The organism is Bradyrhizobium sp. CB1717 (genome assembly GCF_029714325.1).
Classification (GTDB): Bacteria; Pseudomonadota; Alphaproteobacteria; order Rhizobiales; family Xanthobacteraceae; genus Bradyrhizobium.
In genome coordinates, this window is record NZ_CP121666.1 from 3,682,751 (window position 1) to 3,708,218 (window position 25,468).

At 66.0% G+C, this 25,468-nt stretch carries 21 protein-coding genes; 11 read left to right on the forward strand and 10 right to left on the reverse strand.

Features of this window, described 5'->3' with window-relative positions:
• Positions 1–159: 159 nt before the first annotated feature.
• A complete protein-coding gene (locus tag QA649_RS17320; RefSeq protein ID WP_283025258.1) occupies positions 160–1,953 on the reverse strand; it encodes a caspase family protein in 1,794 nt (597 codons plus the stop codon).
• A 186-nt stretch (positions 1,954–2,139) separates the two neighbouring features.
• Here QA649_RS17320 and QA649_RS17325 point away from each other — a divergent pair, with 186 nt between their 5' ends.
• The gene (locus QA649_RS17325; protein ID WP_018642893.1) at positions 2,140–2,580 is read left to right on the forward strand and encodes an RbsD/FucU domain-containing protein; all 441 of its coding nucleotides are present in this window, start codon (positions 2,140–2,142) and stop codon (positions 2,578–2,580) included.
• A gap of 64 nt (positions 2,581–2,644) precedes the next feature.
• On the opposite strand, the gene QA649_RS17330 is transcribed toward QA649_RS17325, so the two are convergent.
• The gene (locus QA649_RS17330) at positions 2,645–4,333 is read right to left on the reverse strand and encodes a Na/Pi symporter (RefSeq protein ID WP_283025259.1); all 1,689 of its coding nucleotides are present in this window, start codon (positions 4,331–4,333) and stop codon (positions 2,645–2,647) included.
• Positions 4,334–4,448: 115 nt separating this feature from the next.
• Between QA649_RS17330 and QA649_RS17335 the strand changes: the two genes are divergently transcribed.
• On the forward strand, positions 4,449–4,808 hold the full coding sequence (locus tag QA649_RS17335) for a hypothetical protein (RefSeq protein WP_026311971.1): 360 nt from the start codon (positions 4,449–4,451) through the stop codon (positions 4,806–4,808).
• Between the two features lie 10 nt (positions 4,809–4,818).
• Here QA649_RS17335 and QA649_RS17340 read toward each other — a convergent pair whose 3' ends face one another.
• Together QA649_RS17340 and QA649_RS17345 are read right to left on the reverse strand one after the other, a co-directional pair.
• Positions 4,819–5,169, reverse strand: coding sequence for an ADP-ribosylation/crystallin J1 (locus QA649_RS17340; RefSeq protein WP_283025260.1), 351 nt, complete (start codon positions 5,167–5,169; stop codon positions 4,819–4,821).
• 307 nt (positions 5,170–5,476) lie between these two features.
• The gene (locus tag QA649_RS17345) at positions 5,477–6,874 is read right to left on the reverse strand and encodes a hypothetical protein (protein WP_283025261.1); all 1,398 of its coding nucleotides are present in this window, start codon (positions 6,872–6,874) and stop codon (positions 5,477–5,479) included.
• Between the two features lie 75 nt (positions 6,875–6,949).
• Between QA649_RS17345 and QA649_RS17350 the strand changes: the two genes are divergently transcribed.
• On the forward strand, positions 6,950–8,146 hold the full coding sequence (locus QA649_RS17350; RefSeq protein ID WP_283025262.1) for an MFS transporter: 1,197 nt from the start codon (positions 6,950–6,952) through the stop codon (positions 8,144–8,146).
• On the opposite strand, the gene dgcA is transcribed toward QA649_RS17350, so the two are convergent.
• Entirely contained in the window at positions 8,116–9,111 is a 996-nt protein-coding gene (dgcA, locus tag QA649_RS17355; RefSeq protein WP_283025263.1) for an N-acetyl-D-Glu racemase DgcA, read from the reverse strand. The two genes, QA649_RS17350 and dgcA, sit on opposite strands and share 31 nt — an antisense overlap.
• 143 nt (positions 9,112–9,254) lie before the next feature.
• Between dgcA and QA649_RS17360 the strand changes: the two genes are divergently transcribed.
• From QA649_RS17360 to QA649_RS17370, 3 genes are read left to right on the forward strand one after another with little or no spacing between them, the layout of a single operon-like run.
• Positions 9,255–10,388 (forward strand): ABC transporter permease, encoded by a 1,134-nt coding sequence (locus tag QA649_RS17360; RefSeq protein ID WP_283025264.1) that lies wholly within the window; start codon positions 9,255–9,257, stop codon positions 10,386–10,388.
• A gap of 2 nt (positions 10,389–10,390) precedes the next feature.
• Positions 10,391–11,161 (forward strand): ABC transporter ATP-binding protein, encoded by a 771-nt coding sequence (locus tag QA649_RS17365; protein ID WP_018642882.1) that lies wholly within the window; start codon positions 10,391–10,393, stop codon positions 11,159–11,161.
• Between the two features lie 16 nt (positions 11,162–11,177).
• Positions 11,178–12,053, forward strand: a complete 876-nt coding sequence (locus QA649_RS17370; RefSeq protein ID WP_130364200.1) for an MlaD family protein — start codon at positions 11,178–11,180, stop codon at positions 12,051–12,053.
• Positions 12,054–12,417: 364 nt separating this feature from the next.
• On the opposite strand, the gene QA649_RS17375 is transcribed toward QA649_RS17370, so the two are convergent.
• Positions 12,418–18,135, reverse strand: a complete 5,718-nt coding sequence (locus QA649_RS17375; RefSeq protein ID WP_283025265.1) for a negative regulator of septation ring formation — start codon at positions 18,133–18,135, stop codon at positions 12,418–12,420.
• 397 nt (positions 18,136–18,532) lie between these two features.
• Between QA649_RS17375 and QA649_RS17380 the strand changes: the two genes are divergently transcribed.
• Together QA649_RS17380 and QA649_RS17385 are read left to right on the forward strand one after the other, a co-directional pair.
• Positions 18,533–18,907 (forward strand): Hpt domain-containing protein, encoded by a 375-nt coding sequence (locus tag QA649_RS17380; protein WP_283025266.1) that lies wholly within the window; start codon positions 18,533–18,535, stop codon positions 18,905–18,907.
• A gap of 174 nt (positions 18,908–19,081) precedes the next feature.
• Positions 19,082–19,402, forward strand: a complete 321-nt coding sequence (locus tag QA649_RS17385) for a 2Fe-2S iron-sulfur cluster-binding protein (RefSeq protein WP_018642875.1) — start codon at positions 19,082–19,084, stop codon at positions 19,400–19,402.
• 16 nt (positions 19,403–19,418) lie between these two features.
• Here QA649_RS17385 and QA649_RS17390 read toward each other — a convergent pair whose 3' ends face one another.
• Positions 19,419–19,886: a thioesterase family protein gene (locus QA649_RS17390; protein ID WP_018642874.1), complete on the reverse strand. Its 468-nt coding sequence runs from the start codon at positions 19,884–19,886 to the stop codon at positions 19,419–19,421.
• 182 nt (positions 19,887–20,068) lie between these two features.
• On the opposite strand from QA649_RS17390, the gene QA649_RS17395 reads away from it, so the two are divergent.
• Both QA649_RS17395 and QA649_RS17400 read left to right on the forward strand, forming a co-directional pair.
• Positions 20,069–21,097 carry an NAD(P)/FAD-dependent oxidoreductase gene (locus QA649_RS17395; protein ID WP_283025267.1) on the forward strand — a complete coding sequence of 343 codons (1,029 nt, stop codon included), beginning with the start codon at positions 20,069–20,071 and terminating at the stop codon, positions 21,095–21,097.
• Positions 21,098–21,271: 174 nt separating this feature from the next.
• Entirely contained in the window at positions 21,272–21,871 is a 600-nt protein-coding gene (locus QA649_RS17400; protein WP_283025268.1) for a DUF2147 domain-containing protein, read from the forward strand.
• 198 nt (positions 21,872–22,069) lie between these two features.
• Here QA649_RS17400 and QA649_RS17405 read toward each other — a convergent pair whose 3' ends face one another.
• Positions 22,070–23,209 carry a hypothetical protein gene (locus QA649_RS17405; RefSeq protein ID WP_283025269.1) on the reverse strand — a complete coding sequence of 380 codons (1,140 nt, stop codon included), beginning with the start codon at positions 23,207–23,209 and terminating at the stop codon, positions 22,070–22,072.
• A gap of 354 nt (positions 23,210–23,563) precedes the next feature.
• On the opposite strand from QA649_RS17405, the gene QA649_RS17410 reads away from it, so the two are divergent.
• Positions 23,564–23,920: a hypothetical protein gene (locus QA649_RS17410; RefSeq protein WP_018642868.1), complete on the forward strand. Its 357-nt coding sequence runs from the start codon at positions 23,564–23,566 to the stop codon at positions 23,918–23,920.
• Positions 23,921–23,926: 6 nt separating this feature from the next.
• Here QA649_RS17410 and QA649_RS17415 read toward each other — a convergent pair whose 3' ends face one another.
• Positions 23,927–24,904: a zinc-binding alcohol dehydrogenase family protein gene (locus QA649_RS17415; protein WP_283025270.1), complete on the reverse strand. Its 978-nt coding sequence runs from the start codon at positions 24,902–24,904 to the stop codon at positions 23,927–23,929.
• 215 nt (positions 24,905–25,119) lie between these two features.
• Positions 25,120–25,389 carry a hypothetical protein gene (locus QA649_RS17420; RefSeq protein ID WP_283025271.1) on the reverse strand — a complete coding sequence of 90 codons (270 nt, stop codon included), beginning with the start codon at positions 25,387–25,389 and terminating at the stop codon, positions 25,120–25,122.
• Positions 25,390–25,468 lie beyond the last annotated feature (79 nt).

Genomic DNA, 25,468 nt, shown 5'->3' on the forward strand with positions numbered 1-25,468 from the left:
GACGAACCGAGCGGTGGTCGTCGGAGGAGTCCTGCGCTCCGGTCGTTCCGAAGCGATGAACTGAGCCGCAGTCCAGCTGACCATATGTACTCCCCGACACGAAGAAGGGGCAGAGCGTTTCCGCTCTGCCCCTTTGTCGTGTGTGCGCTGCCCGTGCGATCAGTGCATGAAGCCGCGGTGGTTGTTGCCGCCGCCCGTGCTCGGGGCCTGGTTCATCGACTGGCGGAAGTTGTTGTTGCTGTTGACCATGCGGTTCGGCGTCGTGTTGAGCTGCGGACGGTTGGTCTGCACGTTGTTCTGGACCTGCACCTTGTTCACCGGATTGTTGTTGAGCTTCACGATGCCGGTGTTGCCGTTGTTGACGCGGATCGGGTTGTTCTGCGTCTGAACAGGCTTCACGTCGACGGTCGAGCCGCCCTTGCCGACATTGACCGGCATGCTGACGATCTTGCCCGGATTGCCGTTGGCGTTGCCGCCGTTCGGCTTGGTGTTGGTCACGGGCAGCGTCACGATCTTGCCGGTACCGCCAGCGTTGTTGGTCGGCGCAGGCAGGGTGACGATCTTGCCCGGGGTCTGCGACGGCGTGCCGTTCGGCTGGTTGTTGCCGACCGGCAGGCTCCCGACCTGGCCGCCATTGCCGAGCTTGCCGATGACGTTGCCATCGACCGGCTTCTGCACGACGGGCAGGTTGCCATTGACCTGCGCGCCGCCATTGCCCTGCTGCATCAGCGGCATGTATTTGGGCTGGCCGAGATTGCCGATCTTGAAGGTCGGGGCAATGTTCTGCGGGGCGAGAAACTTCGTCGCCTGCATCAGCGGGATCAGTTTCGGCTGCGCTGCGAGCTTCAGTGCGGACACGGCATAGGGACTGTTGCCGTAGCTGTCGTAGAAGGTCTGATAGCCGAGCGGCGAGTTCACGAGCACCGCCTTGTGCCAGGCCTGCGAGATCAGCAGGTTCGAGAGCAGCCAGCGGATGTGGTCGCACAGCGGGTCGTGCGGATACATCCGGATGAACTCCTGATAGTACTCCGGCCGGCCCTCGGACACGACATAGTCATAGGCTTGGCGGGTCGAGCGGCTCGGCAAATTGGAGGCCATCTGCACGACGGGCGCATTCACCGGCACGCGGTTGGCGGCGACCGCGGTGTCGCCGAAGAAGGTGAAGTCGCTGGTGAGCGAGGAGCTCTCCCAGGGGATCTGCGCGCCGCTGGTGGTCTGGTTCACCTGGAGGCGTACGCGCTTGAAGAGCTGCTCGATCGGTACATTGGGTTCGCGCGCGACGTTCAGGAAGGCTTGCGTGTACGGGCTGTGGCCGCCCGTGCCGTCGAGCGCTTCGGCGCCCGGCGCGGTCGAATAGCCGACGATCGAGCCGTTCGGCGCATCGACGATGGCGAGGCCGCGGCCGGCGTCGTTCACGGTCGGGAACGGGTTGTTGCGACAGGCATCGAGGATGACGATGCGCATGCGGCTCGGGATCGTCTCCAGCGTCGACATCACGTCGACCAGGCGCACCGAATTGTTGACGAGCTCGGTGGGGCTGGACACTTTCGCATCGACAGGAACGAGATAGTTCTCGCCGGCGAGCTGGACGCCGTGACCGGCGTAGTAAACCATCGCGACGGTGTTCGGACCGCGCGCGGACACTTTGGCGGAGAAATCCTGCACGACACGGAGCATGTCGTTCTGGCCCAGATCGGTTGCCGAGACCACCTCGAACCCGGCGGAGTTCAAAAACTGCGCCATCGACTGGGCATCATTGTCGGGATTGGCGAGCTGCGGCGCGTTCTGGTAGTTCGAATTGCCGATCACCAGCGCCACGCGCTGCTCCGGCCCTTGCAATGCGGTTGGGGCCGGCTGGACCGGGGCGACTTGTGCGGAAACCGGGCCGCAGGCGAAGCCGAACAGGCTTCCCACGAGGCTGGCCGTCATCAGGAAAGGTCTTAGGCGGAACATGGCGTGCTCCTCTGGCACTGATCTCGATGCGAGATTGGTTGCGAGGCAGACTGGCCGCGTTCGAGTTCGGGGTCCGTGATCCCAGTCACCATGGTATGCTGCGTGATCTGAATCACGCTCGGAACCTGCTATGGTGAATGGCCGGTTCCGCCGGCGAAGAACATGCTTCGGGGGAAGTGCCGTCACATGCTGAAATCGATCGATCCGATCCTCACGCCTGACCTGCTCTGGCTGCTGGCCTCGATGGGCCACGGCGACGACCTCGTTTTCGTTGACGCCAATCATCCCGCGACCCGCATCGCGCAGAGCACGACATCGCAGCGCCTGATCCGGCTGCCGGGCATGAGCATGGAGGTTGCCATCCGCGCCATCATGTCGGTCTATCCGCTCGACGATTTCGATCCCGATCCGGTGCGCGTGATGATGCCGGTGGACGACCCCGACCGCGTGCCCGACGTGCAGCGGGCCGTGCTCGCGGAGATCGCGCGCGCCGCTGGCCGCACTGTCACTCCCGGCAAGCTCTCGCGTCCGGATTTTTATCGCGCGGCGGCGGCGGGGTTTGGTGTCGTGCAGGTCGGCGACAGCAGGGGCTATGGCTGCTTCCTGATCCGTAAGGGCGTGATCTGAATCGCAATGAAATTGGGGCGAACGGTCATCGTGCTTCAGGCTGCTGTTTGAGCATATCTCCGCGCTAGCCCCGCCCGATCAGATGAGCCGCCGAGCGCCAGGCGTGCTGCGACAGGGCTTCGAGGTTTCGCACCGCCTCGACACGAAGCAGGGCGGCGTCGGCGGTCAGGGTTCCATTGGCCACCGCACCGAGCGTCGCACTGCGATGGATGCGCAGCATTTCTGCGAGCTGTGTCGTACAACGATCGAGCTCGGCGATCGCCTCGTCGGGCGGGTCAGCGCGCGGACCGGCCATGGCGTCGCCGGCACGCGAGGCGGGTACGGAGTGCGGCGATCCGTCGACGCGGGGCGGCGCCGCCACGCCGCGCGCAATCGCAGCCGCGCTTCGCATGACTTCGGCACATAGCTCTCTGGCGCGGAGGTCCTCCGGCCCGCCTGCCACCGAAGCGAAATTGTTTTCTCCACTTGCGAAGTCCGTCAGCCGGGACGCGTGGTCGAGGGCGTGCAGCGTGCTCGTCAGACGCTGTTGCTCGTCGTCGGTCTCAGGCGGTCCAGCTACATCCGACAGGAATATTTGTGCCTGGCGCACGGCATCGGCCGCCTCCTCTACGGATACAGCCTCCTTCCCCAGGCGTATCGATCCAGCGCGGCCGGCCAGTTTTGCCTCGACCGAACTGCACACCGTCAAGAGCACGCGCGCGATCGTGCGCCGTACCGCTTCCACCGCCACGATCGGGGCCCCAAGCGCCGAAGGATCGAGACATCGCGTCAGCGGCGAGCCGCGCTCGGGCAGAATCCGTTCGACCAGTCGCGTGAACGGATTGATCAGGGGCAGCAGGACCGCGACGCCGACGACGTTGAAGGCCGTGTGGTAGCCAGCCAGCAGCGTGACGCCATCGATCGTGTCGGAGGCGCGCAGCAGCAAGGGCGTTACCATGGGAAAAACCACCAACGCGATAAGTGCGGCAATCAGCTTGAAAAGAACGTAGGCGATGGCCAGCCGCTTCGCGGTCGGGCTCGCGCCGATCGCGGCCAGGGCGGAACTCGTCGCTGTTCCGATGTTCTGGCCGATGATCAGGGCGCAGGCCTGGTCCAACCCGATCGCGCCCGCGAAATAGGCGGACAGGGTCACCGCGATCGCGGCCGTCGAAGATTGCATCAGTGCGGTCATGACCAATCCGATCACGACCAGCGCCAGCACGCCGAAGAGGCCCGACCACCATGACACCCCGGGACTGCCGAGGACTGCGGGCAGGTCCGCCGGGTGCAATCGTTCAGCCAGCCCGCCCATGCCCTGCTGCAGAGTCGTCAAGCCGAACAGCACAAGTCCGAAGCCGGCGAGCGCGGCGCCGACCCCGGAGATTCGTCCTCTGCCGAGAAGCCTGGTCAGCGCGCCGACGAAGATCATCGGCAGCGCCGCGGCCGTGAGCGAGACGCGAACGCCGATCAGCGCGACCAGCCAGCCGGTCCCGGTGGTGCCGATATTCGCGCCGAAGACGAGGCTCAAGCCTTGCTGGAAGGTCAAGAGGCCGGCGCTGACGAGACCGATCGTCGTCATGGTCGTTGCGCTGGAGGACTGCACCAGCAGCGTGACCACGGCCCCCCAAAACGAGCCAAGCAGCGGCGTCGACGCAGCCATGCCGAGCACCGTGCGTAGCGCAGAGCCGGCCAGCGTCTTCAGGCCCTCCGTCATCACGGTCATGCCGAGCAGGAAGAGACCTACCCCGCCGAGCGTCGAGATCGCCGTGGACATGTGTGCTCCTTCCGACAGGGCACCACAAATAGCGAAGCATATTGATCGAGGCGGCGCAAAGCCTCCCACTCGAATTTGAGTGGCCTTCTCGCATCCGCCTGTCTATGGTCGATCCATGTCTCGCCTTGTGTGTCTCTTCGTTGCTGTCATCCTGTCGCTGCTGCCCGCTGTCGCGCCCGCTGAGCCCGTGCAAAAGCGCCCCAAGCCGGTCTGGAAGGGCTACGGTTTCCTGCCCGGCTATCGTCAGCCGCTGAGCAACAGCATTCCGCTCTACAAGCAGAAGGACGCCATGCGGCGCCTCGCGCGCAGTGAACGCCGCCACTGGTACATCGACCCGGTTCCGCAATATTACCGCTGGGACGGCGAGTGGCACTATTTCGGCCGCCCCGGCTTCGGCGGCGGCCGCTACAACGGCGGCAGCTTTGGCCCGTGCTGGACGCGGACACCGATCGGTGCGGTGTGGAATTGCGGGTAAGCGCGAGCGGCTAGGGGAAACTGCGGACGACCTCGATCAAGCCGACGATTGCGGCATTGAACGCATCGAGGTCCTCGGCCGGAATCCAGTACTCCAGATGTGAGCGCCCGCCCGCTTCCTGCACATCGTATTGTTCGATGAAGCTCTGCCTGACTGCAAAACGCGTGACGAACCCCGCGCCGCTCGCCGGGACATTCCAGTCGCGCGCGATCTTGATGGCGTAGTCTTCCGTCAGCACCGGATAGAAGATCGGCTGGTCCTGCAGGCGCGGCGGAAACGCGCGCATGCCGGATTGCTGGATCAGCTCCAGTTCTTTCGGGCCGACGGGGCGCCAGAGGGTGAGGGTGTCTTCGGTGGACATGGGTGTGACGATCGGGTTCTGCGGGCCCTCCTACATACAATGACGTGGTCCTCCACTCCATCGCCGTCACCCTGAGGTGCTCGACTCTTCGGCGAGCCTCGAGGGGCGACGGCCCGGCCGTATCGGGGCCGTTCATCCTTCGAGGCTCCCCGCACGATGCTGCGCATCGTGCGCCTCGCACCTCAGGATGACGGAGTTGATACTCTCGTCATTGCGAGCGTAGCGAAGCAATCCAGAGTCTTTCCGCGGAGGGTTTCTGGATTGCTTCGCTGCGCTCGCAATGACGGTGTGGAGAGAGCGTAGTCTCTTACGAGAAGAACGCGATCTTCTCGGCCTGGGTCATGCGGCGGATCGGCGCGAGCGGGTCGTTGGCGGGCGCGCGGGGTTTTTGCAGGATGCCGCTGGCGAGGATGGTGGCGCCGAGCGAGGGTTCGGGGAGCGGCGTGGGCATCGGCAGCGTCGCGGTCGGCGCCGCGGCCATTGATGCCGTGGCCGCCATTGCCGGGGCCTGCTGCTCCATCACCTCGGCCGCGGCTTCCGCGATGGCGTCGGTGAGGCGTGCCAGCGAGTCCATCGCGATCGGTGCGTCGGCTGCGGGCTCTTCCACGACCGCGGCGGCGACGGGCTCCGGTGCGACCGGCTCAGGAAGCGCGGCGGCGATCGAAGCTGCGGCCTCCGCAACCATCGGCTCCGGACCTGCGACGGCCATCTCGACCGGCTCGATGATCTCGTCGAACTCCGGATCGGGCGCGGCCATCTCCAGCGCGATGGCCTCGAGGATGGCCTCGTCCTCGGCTTCCGCGGCGGCGTCGAGCGCGAGCTCGTCGGCGGCTTCCACGACCGCGGTGAGCTCCGCGACCGGCTCTTCAAGAGCGACGTCTTCAACCGCGGCGTTGTCGGGCGCGATGTTGCTGTCGGCAGCGGCCTCCGGCGCGACGGTCGCATCCATGGCCTGCTCGGCCATTGCGAACGCTTCGGCAGTGCCGGCTTCCTCAATTTCTGCTTCGGGCTCGGGAGTCGCTACGACGTCCTGCGGCGCCTCCGTAAAAGCCACGGGAGCTTCGCTCGCCATCTCGGCGGGTGCGGCTTGCGCAGGCGCAGCCTCAGCCACCGCGGAGGGCGCCTCCTGCGCCGGAGCCGGCGAGGAACGCTCCGCCTGCGGCGATGCGTCGCCCTCGGTCTGCTCGATCCGTTCCCTGAGCAGATCGAATGCGGCCTTGAGCTCGACGCGGGGGTCGATGGTCGACATCTGTCCGCAGGCGGCCTCGATCGAGGCGAGCTGCGAATCAATGAGGTCGCAGATTCGCCCGTCGGCGCCGATCTCGCGCCAGCGCCACGAGATCTCCTTGATGATGCGCACGCCGCGCGGGATCGGCGCGAGGCTCGCCTCGATCGCGGCGGGATCGAACGCCGCGAGCGCGATCGTCTCGGCCTCGCGGATGGCGCGGCGGATCTCGACCAGCGCCTCCGGCAGGCGGTCCTCGACGACGGGTTGTCGCTGTGCCGCAAGGGTTTCTTCGATTTTCGCGACCGCATCCAGCACCATGCGGGTATCTGCATTGCGGTTGCGCTTGGCATATTCGCCGAGGAACCAGCGGCCGCGCGCGGTCTCCATGAAGGCTTCGCGGATCGCGTCGTAATCCTGCTCGTTCGGCTCGGCCGCGCGGGCAGACATGGGCGAAAGGGCGAATGCTTCGTTGGCCATGACAATCTCGTCGCGCAAATCAGTGCGCGTTACACTAACGATCACCACGATATCGACCGAATCGCAATTGGTTTGATGCAGTCCGAATCACAAATCCCCACGCCCGCCGCCGTGAAGCGGCGATTCGCCGTGAGCCTCGCCCTGTTCTATTCGGCACTGTTCGCGGTGTCGGGCACGCAGCTTCCGTTCTTCCCGGTCTGGCTGAAGGCGATCGGCATCGACGCGGCCTGGATCGGCCTCATCAATGCGCTGCCGGCGATCACGCGCTTCACCACGCTGCCGCAGATCACCGCCTTTGCCGAAAAGCGGCATGCCATTCGCGCCGGGATGATGGTGTCGGTGCTGGCGACCGCGATCGGCTTTGCGGCCGTCGGCCTGCAACAGCATCCGCTGGCGCTGTTCCTGATCTACGCGCTGACCTGCGCGATGTGGACGCCGTCGACCCCGCTCACCGATGCCTACGCGCTGCGCGGCGTCGCCCGCTACGGTCTCGACTACGGCCCCTTGCGGCTGTGGGGCTCGGCGGCGTTCGCCGCGAGCTCGCTCGCCTGCGGTTATCTCGTCGACGTCATCGCGGCGCGCGACCTGATCTGGGTGATCGTCGCCTGGGCGGTCGTTGCGGTGCTGGCCAGCCTGCTGCTTCAGCCGCTCGACGACGTCAGGCGCAAGAGCGCCGGGACGCGGGCCGACACGGCGCTGCTGCGCGATGTCGGTTTCTGGGCGCTGATCGCCTCGGCGGCGCTGATCCAGGGCAGCCACGTCGCCTATTACACCTTCTCCGCCATCAACTGGCAGCTCCATGGGATCAGTGGGCTGACGATCGCGGGATTGTGGACGCTCGGTGTGATCGCCGAGATCGTGGTGTTCGCGCTGTCGCCGCGTTTCTCGCTGCATCCGTCCTCGATGATGGCGATCGGCGGCTTAAGCGCCGTGGTGCGCTGGATCGTCACCGCCAACGAGCCGCCGCTGGCGCTGCTCGCGATCGTGCAGCTCGGCCATGGCCTGACCTTCGGCATGACCATCGTCGGCACCATGAACCTCCTGGTGCAGCGCGTGCCGTCGCATCAGCTCGCGCGGGGGCAGGGCTATTACGCCGCATGCAGCGGGCTATTGGGCGCGACGACCTCGATCGCGTCGGGGGCGATCTATGCCCGCATCGGCGATGGCCTGTATTACGTCATGGCGGCGATGGCCGCGGCCGGTGCGCTGGTGATCTGGTCGGCGCGGCACCGGCTCACCGCTCATCCCCAGAGCGAGGACTCCGGCGGATAGACCAGGCTGCCGTCGTAACGCAGGCCGTGATCGCGGTCGCGCGCGAGCAGCAAGGGGCCGTCGAGATCGACGAAGCGCGCCTGCGGCGTCACCAGCATCGCGGGGGCCATCGACAGCGAGGTCGCGACCATGCAGCCGATCATGATCTCGAAGCCGAGCGCTTGCGCGGCGTCCGCCATCGCCAGCGCCTCGGTGAGGCCGCCGGTCTTGTCGAGCTTGATGTTCACGGCGTCGTAGCGCGCGCGCAAGGGTGCGAGCGAGGAGCGATCATGCACGCTCTCGTCGGCGCAGACCGCGAGCGGCCGCCGGATCCGCGCCAACGCCTCGTCTTTGCCGGCGGGTAGCGGCTGCTCGACCAGGGTGACGCCGGCAGCGTCGCAGGCGGCGAGGTTGCGCTCCAGATTGGCTTCGGTCCAGGACTCGTTGGCGTCGACGATCAGCTCGGACTCCGGAGCCGCCTTGCGTACGGCCGCGATGCGCTCGGGGTCGCCGTCGCCGCCGAGCTTGATCTTGAGCAGCGGCCGGTGCGCCGCCTTGGCCGTGGCCGCAGCCATGGCCTCGGGCGTGCCCAGCGAGATCGTGTAGGCGGTGGTGCGCATCCCGGGGGCCGGGCGCTCGAGCAGGCTCCAGGCCCGCCGGCCGGCCGCCTTGGCCTCCAGGTCGATCAGGGCGCAATCCAGCGCGTTGCGGGCCGCGCCCGGGGGCATGGCACCTTGCAGGGCCTGCCGGATCAGGCCGCCGGCCACAGCCCCCTGCATGGCCTCAATGGCCGCAAGGGTCGCTTCGGGGGTCTCGCCATAACGGGGATAGGGCACGCATTCGCCGCGGCCGGTGAGGCCGTTATGGCTCACTTCGGCCACAACGGTGACGGCCTCGGTCTTGGCCCCCCGGCTGATCGTGAAACTGCCGGCAATGGGAAAGCGCTCGATTCGCGCCCGAAGTGCCGGAACTTTGCTGGAAGTCATTTTGAACTCTGGCGAAATCTGAACCTGCTGGTTACCTGTAGCAACTAACATTAACCACTTGGGGATACCTTCTCTGGGTAAGGGCGCGTGCGCAACTATCTGAATTCATCTGTTTCTTGCGCCCCGGCGCGGGAGCGGACATCTTGAACAGCGATCCGAAGCTGGAACGGATTGCAAAGGGCAACGCGCTGGCACTCTGCGCCACCGGAACCTGGACCGCGAGCTTCGCGCCGGTCCTGGAGCGGATGGTGGCGGATGCCGAGAAGCTCGCCGGCGGTCCGCAAAGCATCTTCATCGACGTCTCCGAGGTCGCCAAGCTCGACACGTTCGGCGCCTGGCTGATCGAGCGGCTGCGCCGCAGCCTGACGCAAGGCGCGGTCGAGGCGCAGATCGCGGGGCTGTCCGCCAATTATTCGAGCCTCGTCGACGAGGTGCGGCGGGTCCGGGCGACGCCCGTGGTCGAGACCTCAACGATCACCATCACCGGCATGCTGGAGCAGATCGGCCGCACTGTCGCCGGCGTCGGCGGCACCGTGGCAGGCCTGATCGACATGCTCGGCGCGGTGCTGGCGGCGGGTTTTCGCGTGCTGGTCCATCCGCGCTCGTTCCGCCTGACCTCGACCGTGCACCACATGGAGCAGGTCTGCTGGCGCGCGGTGCCGATCATCGTGCTGATCACCTTCCTGATCGGCTGCATCATCGCGCAGCAAGGCATCTTCCACTTCCGCCGCTTCGGCGCCGACATCTTCGTCGTCGACATGCTCGGCGTGCTGGTGCTGCGCGAGATCGGCGTGCTGCTGGTCGCGATCATGGTCGCGGGACGTTCGGGCAGCGCCTACACCGCCGAGCTCGGCTCGATGAAGATGCGGGAAGAAATCGATGCGCTGCGCACGATGGGCTTCGACCCGATCGAGGTCTTGGTGCTGCCGCGCATGCTGGCCCTGGTGCTGGCGCTGCCGATTCTCGCCTTCCTCGGCGCGATGGCCGCGCTCTATGGCGGCGGTCTCGTCGCCTGGCTCTATGGCGGCGTCGATCCCGAAGCGTTTCTGTTGCGCCTGCGCGATGCCATCTCGATCGATCATTTCATCGTCGGCATCGTGAAAGCACCGGTGATGGCCGCGGTGATCGGCATCGTCGCCTGCGTCGAGGGACTGGCGGTGCAGGGCAGCGCCGAATCGCTCGGGCAGCACACCACGGCGTCGGTGGTGAAGGGCATCTTCTTCGTCATCGTCATGGACGGCGTGTTCGCCATCTTCTTCGCCTCGATCGGGATGTGACGATGGCAGGCGAAATTCAAAATCCGATCATCCGCGTCCGTGACATCACCGTGCAGTTCGGCACAACGCGCGTGCTGGACGGGCTCAACCTCGACGTCAAGCGCGGCGAGATTTTGGGCTTTGTCGGTCCTTCCGGCGCGGGCAAATCGGTGCTGACGCGGACCATCATCGGCCTCGTGCCCAAGGTCGCAGGCAGCATCGAAGTGTTCGGCGTCGATCTCGATTCCTCGAGCACGTCGCAGCGGCGCAATGTCGAGCGGCGGTGGGGCGTGCTATTCCAGCAGGGCGCGCTGTTCTCCTCGCTCACCGTGCGGCAGAACATCCAGTTTCCGATGCGCGAATATCTTCGCGTGTCGCAGCGGCTGATGGACGAGATCACCATGGCCAAGCTCGCCATGGTCGGACTCAAGCCCGAAGTTGCCGAGCGCTTCCCGTCGGAACTGTCGGGCGGCATGATCAAGCGCGTCGCGCTCGCACGCGCGCTGTCGCTCGATCCGGATCTCGTGTTCCTGGACGAGCCGACCTCGGGGCTCGACCCGATCGGCGCCGGTGATTTCGACGAGCTGGTGCGGACGCTCCAGCGCACTTTGGGTCTGACCGTTTTCATGGTAACCCACGATCTCGACAGCCTTTACACCGCTTGCGACCGCATCGCCGTTTTAGGGAACGGTAAGATCATTGCGGCAGGGTCGATCGCCGACATGCAGGCCTCGCAGCATCCCTGGCTGAGGCAGTATTTCCATGGGAAGCGCGCCCGCGCGGTCATGAGTTGAGTAGCCGGAGCACCTGATGGAAACGCGGGCGAATTACGTCCTGATCGGATCGTTCACGCTGGCGGTGATCGCCGCGGCGATCGGCTTCGTGCTCTGGTTCCAGTCGCTGCATACGACCAAGCAGCGCAGCCCCTTGCGCGTCGTGTTCGAGGGTCCGGCGGCGGGCCTGCGCAACGGCGGCAGCGTCAATTTCAACGGTATCAGGGTGGGTGAAGTCGTCTCGGTGAAGCTCGACAACCCGCGGCGGGTTGTCGCACTCGCCATGGTCGAGAACAACGCCCCAATCCGCAAGGACACCCTGGTGGGCCTCGAATTCCAGGGCCTCACGGGCGTCGCCGCGATCTCGCTCAAGGGCGGCGAGGAGGCGGCTCCGCCGCCGCCGCTCGACGAGGACGGCATTCCGACCCTGACGGCCGACCCCAACAAGCTCCAGGACGTCACCGAGGCGATCCGCGGCACGCTGCAGAACATCAACAAGATCGTCGCCGACAATCAGGAATCGGTGAAGAACTCGCTGAAGAATCTGGAGACCTTCACCAACTCGCTCGCGCGCAACTCCGAGAAGATCGATGGCGTGATGGCCAAGGTCGACGGCGTCATGCTCAAGGCCGACAGCCTCATGCTCGGCCTCAACACGCTGGCCGGCGGCAAGGACGGCGGCGAATTGTTCCAGGCGGTGAAGTCGATCCGCGAGCTCGCCGACGATTTCGACAAGCGCTCGGGCGCGTTGATGAGCGACGGCCGGCGTACGCTCGGCGACATCAGCCGCGCCGTGAACAATTTCGACCGCAACCCGACCCGCGTGCTGTTCGGCGCCAGCAACTCGTCGCAAGCCGCCCCGCCGCCCGAGCCGCCCAAGCCGGCGGCGACTCCGGAGCGCAGGCGGCAGTAGGCGGGCGCGTGTTTGCACGCTTCGTGTCCCGGACGCGCTGCAACGCGCTTAGCGTTGCTGCGCAGAGCCGGGACCCAGAAGGCAACGTGCTACAATGCCGCGACATAGGCCCCGGCTCTGCAGCGCACCGCTGAAGAAGCGATGCGCTGCGTCCGGGGCACGAGAGGGTGCATGCTCTCTCCACCCGTCATTGCGAGCGAAGCGAAGCAATCCAGACTGTCACTGCGGAGGCAGTCTGGATTGCTTCGTCGCAAGGGCTCCTCGCAATGACGGTGGTCGTGGGGCGGTGACGCCGCTCCAAACAAAAACGGAGGCCGCGAGGCCTCCGTTTTCATTCGCTGTTCTGTTCGTTGCTATCCGTCGCTTACCCCAGCCGACCCGCCGCATGTGCGAGCAGGGTGTACACCAAACCCGTCTCCGAGGTCAGGTGGCCCCGCAGCTCCTGTGGGCCGCGGCCGTCGCGGGCGACTTCGTCGAGCAGGCGCTCGAACTCGGCGACGTAGCGGTCGACCGTGCCCTTGAAGTTGCGGTCGGCGCGGTACTTGCGGGCGACCTCGTCAAAGGCCTTCTGGCCGGCGGGCGTGTAGAGGCGCTTGGTGAAGGCCTTGTTCTCGCCGCGCTGGTAGCGGTCCCACATCTCGGCGGCGAGGTTGCGGTCCATCAGCCGGCCGATGTCGAGCGACAGCGATTCCAGCGGATTGCTGCTCGCCTGCGGGGCCTGCGGCTGCGGTGCAGGGGTCGCACGGCTACGGGGAGCCTCACGGCCATTCGGAGCGCCCTGGTTGGCGTCCGTGCGGTTGAGCAGGTCCGACAGCCAGCCGTCACGGCCCTGGTCGTTGCTGGAAGGCGCAACCGACGGCGCTTCGGTACGGCGCGAGGGCGCGGCGGGCATGCCGAGGTCCGGCGGCGGCAGCGTCGAGGCGCTGCCGGTGTCGCGCATGCGGGTCTCGGTCGCCCGGCCGCCGACGGCCGCCATCATCGGTTCTTCCTGACGCTGGACGGCGACAGAAGCGCGGCCCGTCGTCGAGACGTCGAGGCCGCGGCCATGCTGGGCCACGATGCGGTTGAGCTCGGCGAGGGCCTCGATCTGGTCGACGATCACCTTGCGCATCTGCGCAGTGCTCTCGGCGGCCTCCTGCGGCATTTCGAGCACGCCGCGGCGCAGCTCGTTGCGGGTGGCTTCGAGCTCGTTGTGCATCTCGAACGCCATCTGCTTCATGCTGGAGACGAGGTTGGTGAACTTCTCGGTCGATTGCTTGAACATCGTATCCGCCTCGTCCGTGGTCTGGCGGTAGATGTCGTGCATCGCCTCGATGGTCTGGCGGTGCTCCTCCTCGGACGCCGCACGCACCGCCTCGAACTGGCGGGTGATCGCGGCCGAGCCTGCGCCGGCGGTCTCGGCGACGACGCGGGCGATGTCGCGGGCACGCTCTTCGGCCGCGGCCAGCGATTCATCGAGCAGGCCGGTGAAGCGCGACAGCCGCTGGTCGAGATCGGCGGTGCGCAGGTCGATCGTGGTGACGAGCGATTCCAGCGCCTGCTTGCGCTCGGCGAGCGAGGCGGTGGTGTTCTTGTTGCTCTGCTCCACGACCTGCGCGGCATCGACCAGCGCCTTGCCGTGCTTGTCGAACTGGACCGACAGCTCGCCGAGATCCTGGAGCGCCTTCGTGGTCTTGCTGTTGAACACGTTGAGCTGGTCTTCCAGGTTCTGCGTCGCCGCGCCGTTGCGCGAGGTGACGTCGTTCATCGCCGAGACGAAGTCGGCGACGCGCGTCACCAGCGCCCGCTCCAGCGAGTTGAGGTTGTCGTGCGCCCCGGTCAGCACCTCCTGGAGGAGGATGTTGCCTTCGCGCAGACGCTCGAACAGGGCGACCGTGTCGGTGCGCAGGATCTTGCTGGTCTCCTGCATCTCGGTGACGGCCGCGATCGAGACCTGGCGCGACTGGTCGATCGCGGAACGCGAGGCCTGCTCGAGGTCCTTGAGCGACTTGCCGACCGCGCCGGTCGCCATCTCGCTCGCCGCATTGATGGTGCGGGCGACTTCCGAGCCGTTGCCCATCATGGTCTGCGAGAAGGCATGGCCGCGCGTCTCGATCGACTTCAGCGCGTCGGAGGTGACGCGGTCGATGTCGAGCGTGAGCTGGCTGGTCTTGGAGCCGATCGCATCGACCAGCGCGCCGCGCTTGGCGTCGATCATGTTCGACAGACGGTCGGCCTGCTGCTGCACGTAGGTGACGATCTCGTCGGTCTTGCCGGTCATGGCCTGGCCGAAGCTGGAGCTGGCGGCGAGCACCGAGCGCTCGACGTCGGCCGAGCTCGACTTGACCCGCGAGCTCGCCTCGTTCGAGGCGGAGATCAGCGCGTTCTGGGCGTTGAGTGCGCTGGTCTGGATCTCGCTGGTCGCGTTCGTGGTGGCCGTGCTCAGGGCGCGCTCGATCTCGGTCGAGATCGTGCGGATCTGGCTCGCGGCATCCGCCGAGGTCGAGGTCAGCGAGGTCTGGGCCTCACGCGCGCTGTTGAGGATGGTCGAGGCGGTGTCGGCGCCGACCGCGGTCAACGTGCGCTCGATGTCGGTGGTCAGCGACTTGATCTGGCTGGCCGCATCGGTCGAGGCGGAGATCAGGGTGCCCTGGGCCTCGCGCACGCCGCTGGTGAGCGCCTCGATGGTGGCGCCGCCGGCAGTCGCCAGCGCGCGTTGCATCTCGGCCGCGAGCGAACGGACCTGTCCGGTTTGTTCTGCGGAGACAGCAAGAAGGGTGCTCTGGGCGTCGCGGGCGCTGGTCGTGATGGTCTCGGCGGTCGTCTGTCCCGCCTGCGAGAGCGAACGATGCACCTCGGCCGCGAGCGACTTGACCTGGCTTGCCGCATCCGAGGACGCCGTGACCAGCGTGCTCTGGGCTTCGCGGGCGCCGGTCATGATGGTCTCGGCCGTCGCGGTGCCCGCCATCGTGAGCGAGCGCTGCACGTCCGAGGACAGTGCCTTGATCTGGTTTGCGGTCTCGGCCGAGGCCGCGATCAGCGCGCTCTGCGCGTCGCGGGCGCCGGCGGTGATCGATTCCGCCGTGGAGGAGCCGGCCATCGACAGCGAGCGCTGCACGTCGGCGGTGAGCGTCTTGACGTGGTTGGCCGCGTCCGAGGACGTCGTGACGAGCGTGGTCTGCACCTCGCGGGCGCCGGCCAGGATCGAGGCTGCGGTGGCAGAACCGGCCGCCGACAGCGTGCGTTCGACGTCGGCCGCGAGCCCCTTGATCTGGTTGGAGGCATCGCCAGACGCCGCGACCAGGGTCGACTGCGCCTCGCGGGCGCTGCTCAGGATCGAGTTGGCGGCGCCGGTGCCGACCGCGGTCAGCGCGCGCTCGACCTCGGTCGAGGTCATCTTGAGCTGGGCGTTGACGTCGGAGGAGACCGTCATCAGCGACTGCTGGGCGGTGCGCGCACCGGTCTGGATCGTCTCGCTGGTGTTGACGACGAGGTTGGTGAGCGAGCGCTCGGCGTCCTCGACATGGGAGCGGATCGCGGTCGAGATCATCTCGGCGCGGGACATCATGTCCTCGCTGGCCTGGCGGCCGCTGCTCTCGATGCGGCCGGCGACGGCCTCGACGCGCGAGCCGAGCAGGTCCTCGAACTGCGCCACGCGCACGTCGATGTCGTTGGCGACCGAGCCGACCTTGGTCTCGATGGCCTGCTGGATGTCCTGGAAGCGCGCCGTGACCGTGTCGGTCAGGTGCGTGCTGCGGCCGTCGATGATCTCGGTGACGCCGGTGATGCGGCGGTCGACCGCCTCGATCGCCTGCGCGGTGCCGTCGGTCAGCGTCGAGGTCAGCAGCGTGAGGCGCGTGTCGATCGACTGCACGGCCTGCGAGGCGCCGTTGGTGACGGCGGTGGTGAGGTAGGTGAGGCGGGAGTCGATGGATTCGAGCGCCTGCGTCGCGCCGCCCGTCAGCGTCGTCGTGAGGTGGGTCAGGCGGGAGTCGATCGACTGGATGGTCTGCGACGCACCATCGGTCAGCGAGTTCGTGAGGTGGTTGAGGCGCGAATCGATCGTCTCGATGGCGTGCGAAGCGCCGTCGGTGAGCGACAACGTGAGGTGGGTGAGGCGGGAGTCGATCGACTGGATCGCCTGCGCGGCACCGTCGGTGAGCGACGTCGCGAGCGTGTTGAGGCGGCCGTCGATGGTCTCGGTCATCGACTTCGCGCGGCTGTCGAACGACTGTTCGAGCGTGGCGACGCGGCCGACGAGCTGCTCGTCGAAGGTCTTGATGTGGCCCTCGATCGTACCGTCGAGACCGGCGATCTTGCCGTTCAGCGAGGCATCGAGATGGTTGACGCGTTCGCCGATCGTGGTCTCGAACTGCACCAGGCGCTGGTCGAGCACGGCCGTGATCTCGCCGCCGTTGGAGGTGAAGCGGGTGTCGAAATTGTCGACATAGGTCTTCAGCGACTCATGGATGTCCTGCGTACGCTGGCCCATGCGCTCGACGATCTCGCCGCCGAACGTCTTCACGGTGCGGTCGAACTCGGAGATGTGGCGGGTGATCAGCGCGCCCAGCGTGCCGGAGTCGCGAGCGAACTTCTCGACCAGCTCGGTGCCCTGGTTCTTCACCAGCTCGTCGAAAGCGCTCATCTGCAGCGACAGCGAGTCGTGCGCGGTCTCGGTCTGGCTCACGACCTTGGCGACGAGGGTGTTGACGGTGGCGTCGAGCGCCTCGCTCGCCTTGTCGCCGCTCGTCATGATCTGGTTGGCGAGGCGGCTGCCGGCGTCGTCGATCTTGGCGGAGATGTCGTTGGAGCGCAGCTCGAGCTCGAGCAGCAGCGAGTCCGACGAGTTCTTCAGGCTGTCGTGCACCTGCTCGGTGCGCTCGGAGATGCCGTCGACGATCGCGGCGGAGCGCTGCTCGAACTCGCCGGTGATGCGGTCGATGCGCTCGTTCAGCATCTCGTGGACGCGGTCGGCGAGGTCGACGAACTCGTCGTGGACGTGCCCGGTCTTGAAGTTGAGGCTGGTGGTCAGCCGCTCGCTGGCGTCGAGCACGGCGCGCGTGGTCTCGTTGCTGGCTTCCTCGAGGCGGTCGAGCAGGTCGCCGCCGCGCTCGCCGAGCGCCAGGATCATGTTGTCGCCGGCATTGCTTAAGGCGCTGGTAATGTGGGCGCCGCGCTCTTCGAGCGCGCCGGTGATGGACTTGGCGACCTCGTCGACGCGCGAGGCGATCGCGTCGGAGATCAGCGCGATGTCGTGGCGCAGATCGATCTGCACGCCGGAGATGGCGCTGCGGACCTGCTCGGCCTGGCCGACCAGATTGTCGCGCTGATGCGCGATGTCCTGGAGCAGGGCGCGGATGCGCACTTCGTTGTCGCTATAGGCGCGCTCCAGCGCGGCGACCTCGTTGGCGACCAGCGTCTCGAGCTCGCCGGCGCGCGCGATCGCGCGCTCGATGCCGTCGCCCATCGCCGCGACCTCGCGGCGGATGGCCTGGCCGACGGTGACCATGGAATCGGAAGCCGAGCCTTCGGGCTCGGAGAAGCGGATCGCGACCTGCGCCATCGCCTGCGCGATCATGCGCATTTCCTGGCCGCGCCAGACGAGGCTCGCCAGGAAGTAGAACAGCATGATCGGCGCGAAGAACATCGCGATCAGGCCGGCGATGACCAGCACGCCGCCGCTCTGGCCCATGGCGGCCTGGATCGAGGGCAGGAAGCCGACCGTCAGCGCGGCGCAGGCGGCGAGCCAGACGCCGGCGAAGATGGTGGCGAAGGTATAGACGCTGCGGGCAGGGCGGCCCTTCTGAAGCGCCTGGAGCAGCTGGCCGATGGTCTCGCGGTCGTCATTGGCGGCGCGGCGCGTGGTGCGCGGCTCCTCGACCGGGTCGAACACGGTCGCCCGTTCGTTGGCGGCGGGTCGCGGCTCGCAGCTCGGCTCGTCGAAGACCGGGGGCGCCGGAGGCGTCATCTGAGACGTCGTTTCGCCCCGCATCGAGGCGTTGCGGCTGGTGTCCGCGGCGGTGTCGCTGATGTTCAGGGCTTCCTGGATCGCAGAAAGCGCAACTTCTGTGGGGTCTTTGACCTTCTTGGGAGTGTTCGCCATGTTCAGTCCGAGCCCTCGTTACTTGTACACGCCCCCCGCGAGCCCTGCGCGCTACGCAAGCCCACAGACCGGATCATGCCGCTTATGCGGATCTCCGAGCCGTCCCCACCCGGACGGCTTGTCCGCCAATTTCCGCAACATCCTATTGGCAGAGCGTCGCGAATGAAATGCCCGCGATTAAGACAATCTTAATCATCGTTAACAGGATCGGGCCGTAACGCCTTAGCAATAAATGAAATTCTCCACGGAACTTGGCCAATTGCGGCGACTTTTCGTCAATAAACGGGCGGAATTACGTAAATCAGCCCAAACATTTCGTTAACCATTTCCGTGCTTGGCTGGGGCGAACCGTACCGCCGGACCGGCGGAACCACCGCGCGATGCCGGGGCCAGCGCCATGACGCCTGAACTGCAACGGATGGACTGGATGCCCTCGCCCCCGCTTGCGCCGATCGACAGCCCGCTCGATCTCGACCACCTCTCCCGGATGACGCTCGGCGACACTGAACTGGAACAGGAAGTGCTCGCGATGTTCGCCGAGCAGGCCGTCCGCCTGCTCGCCGCAATGGGGGCGCTGCCGGCCGAGACCGGCGCGCTCGCGCACACGCTGAAAGGCTCGGCCCGCGGGATCGGCGCCTTTGCGGTGGCCGATGCTGCCGCCAGTCTCGAGACGGCGGTCCGGACCGGCCACAATCGACCGCATGCGCTTGCCGCACTGAAAGAGGCGGTGGCCGAGGTCCGTGCCGCGATCGCGGCGATCCTGAAGCATTAGGCGGTCGCCCCCACAAATATGGGGCCTGCGCACTAGTCGTTTGATTTGACGCGTTTTCTGCGCGCGAGGCGGGATCCACGCCGCTCGAAAACGCTATGGCGCCGGGCTAACCGACCCGTTATAGGACAGCCCGGACCCTCCTTCATTCCCAACATCGCGGCAGCACGAGCACACATGGCCAAGATTCACTTTGTCGACCACAAGGGCGAAACCCGCACGGTGGAAATCGAGAACGGCGCGACCGTGATGGAAGCTGCCATCCGCAACAGCATTCCCGGCATCGAAGCCGAATGCGGCGGCGCCTGTGCCTGCGCGACCTGCCATGTCTATGTCGACGAAGCCTGGCGCGAGAAGGTCGGCAGCCCGACGCCGATGGAAGAGGACATGCTCGATTTCGGCTTCGACGTGCGCCCGAACTCGCGCCTGTCCTGCCAGATCAAGGTCTCCGACGACCTCGACGGGCTGGTCGTGGCGACGCCGGAACGTCAGGCCTGATCGTCCCTCGCTATTACTAGGTGCTTGGCGGCGCGACCTCGATGCCGCGCTTGTGCCAGGGTCTGAACTTCTCGATCACCTCTGCGGTCAGCGGTGCCGGCCGGCGCGTCGCCTCGTCGAGCAGTACGCCGACGGAGGTCGCTGACGCAACGCACTTCCCGTTCGAAAACACGACCTGCTCGAAGGTCACGGACGTTCGTCCGAGCTTGACAACGCCGAGGCCGAGCTCGATCGTGTTCGGCCAGTGCAGCTCGGCGCGGAAATGCATGTCGAGCCGCACCATGATCCAGGCGAGGCCCGGCGGGGTCAGCCCGTATTCGGGAAGCTTCATCAGCGTGACACGGCCGGTCTCGAAATAGGTGGCGTAGACCGCGTTGTTGACATGCTGGTTCGGGTCGAGGTCGCCGAAGCGGACATTGTCACTGAGCCGAAACGGAAAGTCCTCAAGGCGCGGCGTCGTGTCGAGGCGGGCTGGTGCGTTCACCGATTGATCTCCGTCATATCCGTCCTCGTTACAGCCCAGTTATTTTGGCCCGGCAAGTGGGCGCGGCTGCGGGGCGATCCCGCTTTTATGCCTTCCCTGTTCCATCCCCGTTGGCTAGACAGGCAGGGTCACCTCTGCCCAACGGGCGCCGTCCAACCGATAACGACCGATAAAGAGACGACATGAGCGACGTGATCAAAACCGATGTGCTGATTATTGGCGCCGGCCCCTGCGGTCTGTTCGCCGCCTTCGAGCTCGGCCTTCTCGACATGAAGGCGCATTTCGTCGACATCCTCGACAAGGTCGGCGGCCAGTGCGCCGAGCTGTATCCGGAAAAGCCGATCTACGACATTCCCGGCATTCCGCATGTCTCGGGGCAGGGGCTCACCGACGCGCTGATGGAGCAGATCAAGCCGTTCCACCCGACCTTCCATCTCGGCGAGATGATCGAGACGGTGGAGAAGATCGGCGATCCCGCATTCCGCTGCACCACGGACGCCGGCAAGGTGTTCGAATGCAAGGTGCTGGTGATCGCGGCCGGCGGCGGCTCGTTCCAGCCCAAGCGCCCGCCGGTGCCGGGGATCGAGGCCTATGAGGGCACCTCGGTGCATTACGCCGTGCGCAAGATGGAAACGTTCCGCGACAAGAACGTGCTGATCGTCGGCGGCGGCGATTCCGCGCTCGACTGGACGCTCAACCTGCATCCGCTCGCCAAGCGCATCACGCTGCTGCACCGGCGCGACGAGTTTCGCGCAGCGCCCCACAGCGTCGAGCAGATGCGCGCGCTGGTCGCCGGCGGCAAGATGGATCTGCGGCTCGGCCAGGTCACCGCGCTCTCAGGCGCCGACGGCAAGCTCACCGGTGCGACGGTCAAGGGCAACGACAACAGCATCACGGAGGTCGTCTGCGACACCATGCTGCCGTTCTTCGGGCTGACCATGAAGCTCGGTCCGGTCGCGAACTGGGGCATTGCGCTCGAGAACAACCTGGTGCCGGTCGAGACCAGCGCGTTCGAGACCAATGTGCCGGGCATCTTCGCCATCGGCGACATCAACACCTATCCCGGCAAGATCAAGCTGATCCTGTGCGGCTTCCACGAGGGCGCGCTGATGTCGCAAAAAGCCCATCGTTATGTCTATCCGGAGAAGCGCCTCGTGTTCCAGTACACGACCTCGTCCTCCAGCCTGCAAAAGAAGCTCGGAGTCAACTGACGGCGCGGGGGCGGGGCGGCGATGCCCCATGTTTCTGGTGCTGGAACCGTTCGCGAAATCGCCGTAGTGTGCGGCCATTCCGGACTTGGCTTTAGGATAGTCTTGGCTTGACAAAGTCTTGGCTTAGCAGGGCAATTGGCTCAGCAAGGCGATTGGCTCAGCAAGGTGATGATAATGCGGATTCTCTTTTCCAGCTTTCGGCTGCTGCCCTTCCTCGCGCTCGTGCTGTCGGTCGGTGTGGTGAGCCCGTCTGCGGCGCAGACCGCGGAGCCGACGGCTGCCGGCCTCTGGCAGAAAGTCGAGGACGGCAAGACGGTGGGATGGTTCCTCTTCATCGATCGCAGCGGCGTCTTCGAAGGTGTGATCGCAAAAACCTTCCCGCGGCCCGGCGACGATCCGAACGAGGTCTGCAGCAAGTGCACCGACGATCGCAAGAATGCGCCGGTGCTCGGCATCTCCTTCGTCCGCAACATGAAGCGCGAGGGATTGAAGTACGAAGGCGGCAACGTGCTCAATCCGCGTGACGGCCAGATCTGGAAGGCCAACATGAAGGTCAGTCCCGATGGCCAGACCCTGACACTGCGCGGCTATCTCGGCATCGCGCTGCTCGGCAAGGACGAGACCTGGACGCGCCTGCCCGATACCAACATCGCCCAGGTCGATCCCGCCATCGTCGCCAAATATTTGCCCGCGCAGGCTGCTGCGACCAAGCCGGCACCCGCGCCCGCAGCCAAGAAGGGCGGCGCGATGATGGCACCGGCGCCGAAGCAGTAGGGCTGCTGCGCGACTGCTGTAATCGTCACGGCTATCCCCCTACACACTGCCGTCATCCCCCGCGAAGGCGGGGAATCCAGTACGCCGCGGCTTCTCCGTATCCCCCCACTTTCTCTGGAATACTGGATTGCCCGGCCTTCGCGGGCAATGACGGCTGAGTGTTTGGCGCGCTCGTCGCTCATCTCGTCGTTGTAAGCGTCAATACGTCCGCGCCTTCTTGCACGGCGCATAGAAGGTGCCGTTGCCGGCGACGACCCGCTCGAGGCACTGTCGGGGATCGGTGATCTCGCCGTCGACCTGGAAATAATAGGCCTGCGATCCCAGGCTCAGGACGTAATGCCCAGGCGCCAGATCGAGCCCTGAATCGCCGGAGTGAAGTTCGTACATATCCGCCTTGCCCGGAATCGGCGAGACCCGGAACGGATAGGAGAAGTTGCGGATCACCCCGACATCGTCTCCGCCACCGAGCGCCTTGCCGGCGGCATCGCTGGAAAACTCCCTGGCGATCTTCGCCACGACCCGAACCTCGACGCGTTCGGGAATGGCGCCCGCGGCATCGCGACGGAAGACGATGAACTTGACGCGGCCGTTCGGCAGATGCGGCCGATCGGGCTTCCTGAACTCCGGTGAAATCGCAATGCGCATGTCGGGCGCCATCACGCCGGTCGCGGATAGCTCCGCCAGCGACTTGTCGTCGATCAGGGCGTAGATGCCGTAGTCGGTGGGCAGCACGCGCGTTGGGGCAGGTGCGGCGGGCGTCACCATCTCCGGCTTGGCGACCGCGATCGTCGTCTCCGGCTTGGGCGCCACCTGCGCGATCTCGGGGGACTGTGACGCGATCTGCCGGCGCAGCGCTGCGATATTGTCCCGCTGCGAAACGATCAGGATGACTGCGCTGACCGCAAGCAGAATGGCCGCCGTGCGCTTGATCACCGGGAGCAGCGGCCCCGAGAGCGCATGCAGCTTGCTGCGCGGCCTGCCGACTCCTGATGGCAAGACGGTCGCATCGCCGGACAACAGAATGCCGCCGGTCTCCTTGGACGAGGCGAGTTGCTGCGACGGCAGGCGCTCCAGCGGCGCCTCGTCACGCGAGAATTTTTCGACCTCCTCGATGGCGATCTCGAGCGCCCGCTTCATCTGGTCGATGTTTCTGGCGTCGGCGTAGGTGAACTGCTCCTGGAGCTTGTAGCGGGCAAGGTCGTAGACCATCTGCCGCCTCGCGTCCGCGTCGTCCTTCACCGTCTCCAGCATGCGCGAAATCACCAGCGCAAACTGCACCTGGTTTGCGGGCAGATCGGTCGCGTCCTGCTGGCCAGGGAGCAACTCTCTCGAATTCATAGCGCTGCCGGTCCAATGCCAGTCACGCCGTCACCTGATTCTCTAATCGAAACAGCCGGTTAAACAAATGCGATAAGTTTCGCGGTCACGTTCGTACACGTCTGGGTGCAACAAGGAAAGCCTCGAAAATGCGCGGCAAAACCGCGGGCGCGCCACGCATGCAGGCATACGCAAGCGTGGGCAACAGCGTGCGGCAGTAGTTCTCCGGAATGCGCGCTGGCGCCGGATTTGCATAGCTGTCGCAAAGCTGCTGGGGGAGCGAGTCGCCGTCTCTGCGCCTGCCGCCAATGTGCGGGAAGGCGGACGGTGGCGCCTGTCCCTCGCGGCGCTGACTTCGATCCGCGGGAAGACGACATGACACTTGCAAGACCGTGTGCGGCGATGCTGCTCGGCCTGACCGTGCTGCTGGCGACATCAGCGCTGGCGCGCGACGACGGGCGCTACGCCAACTCGCCGCTCAAACCCTGGTTCGAGAGCCTGCACAGCGAATTTGGGCAATGCTGCTCGGATGCCGACGGCTACGTGGTCGCCGATGTCGACTGGGAATCCGACAAGGGGCGCTACCGCGTGCATCTCGACGGTGAATGGGTGCTCGTGCCGGAGGGAGCGGTGATCACCGAGCCGAACAAGATCGGCCGCACCATGGTGTGGAAGCACTATATCGACGGCCACCCGCGCGTGCGCTGCTTCATGCCGGGCAGCATGACGTAGCCATCGTCAATCCGTGAGGACGACGATCTTTCCGCCGGCCGCGTTGGCATCCATGCAACGATGGGCCTCCGCGATCTCGGTGAGGTGAAAGACCCGTCCGAGCTGGACGCGAAGCGCGCCGGCTTCGATCTGCCGTACCAGCTCCTGGAGCGGCGTCTGCATGAAGTCGTCCGGTCCTCCGGAATAGATCGTGAGATTGACGGCGTTCGGGATGACGTCCATCGGGCTGAATTGATCGAACCACCATTTGTCCCCGACCATACCCGTCATGCAAACGATGCCGTTCACTCGCGCGCATTGCAGGGAATCGGCCAGCGTCGTCGTGCCAACGAGCTCGAGCACCTTGTCGACGCCGCCGCTTGCAGCCTTGACCTTCTCGGCGATCCGGCCGTCATCGATGATGGCAAGATCCGCTCCAACGGAGCGGATCAGCTCGGCGCGCGCAGGATTGCGCGTGGTCGAGATCACCTCGGCACCGTGCCTGCTCGCGATAGCCGCGGCCGCGAGGCCAACAGAAGTCGTTCCCCCGCGAACAAGGAGCCGCTCGCCACGCTTGAGCTGCAAGGCGGTGAACAGCGAACCCCAGGCGGTCTGGAGCATCTCCGGCAGTGCGCCGAGCATCTCCCACGACAGGCTGGTCTCGAGCGCCTGGACCTGTGTGGCCGGAACGCAAACATATTCCGCGTAGCCGCCGTCGAACTGCCGTCCCATCCCGCCCATGGCCGTCGCGACGGTCTGGCCCTTGCGAAACCGGCCACCCGGCGCATCCTCGACGAGTCCGACAGCCTCGATGCCAAGCACGCGCGGGAAGCTCACGCTCGGCGACAGACCGCGCCGGGTGAAGAGCTCCGACCGATTGAGGCCGAACGCCTTGACGCGAATGAAAACCTGGTCCGGGGCGGGCGTCGGCACGGGCCAATCCTCGATGCGCAGCATCTCGGGTCCGCCGGCCTCGCGTATCACTGCGGCCTTCATCTGGGTCATGGCATGAAAATCCTGCGGGTCCGCTGACTGATTTGCAGGAGAAGGTGCGAAGATTCAAGCGCAGGCGCTCAAGCCATCCGCGCGGCCGCTGCATCAGGGAAGCAGTCGTTTCTCAATGGCCGGGTTTGGATCGGTGTTCATGCAAATAGAGCGCGCGCCGGTTGATGCCGGCGCGCGAAATGGACGAATGGGGTGGCGCGCCTCGGCGCCAGCGATCAGCGCGCTTCGCTCTGCGAATTCGCGCTCGCAAGCCGCTTCACGCGCGGCGACAGCACCGAGACCTGCGCGGGCGATGCGGGCATGCCGGCGATGATCATCGCGGGCGCGGTCGACTGCTCCTCGACGCCGGCGCCGCCGAGCACCTGCACCTGCGTCGACGAGATCGGAAACGACTTCACTTCGTAGGAGGGAAGCTCGCCGGCGAACGCGGCAGCGGAGCTGGCAATCATTGCACCGGCAATGGCAATCATCGAGAGAGCACGCATTTGGAAAATCTCCGTGAAAGATGTCAATCGGAGGTTTGGTCGCGATGATGCCGGGGCAGGTTCGCTCGTGTGCGAACAT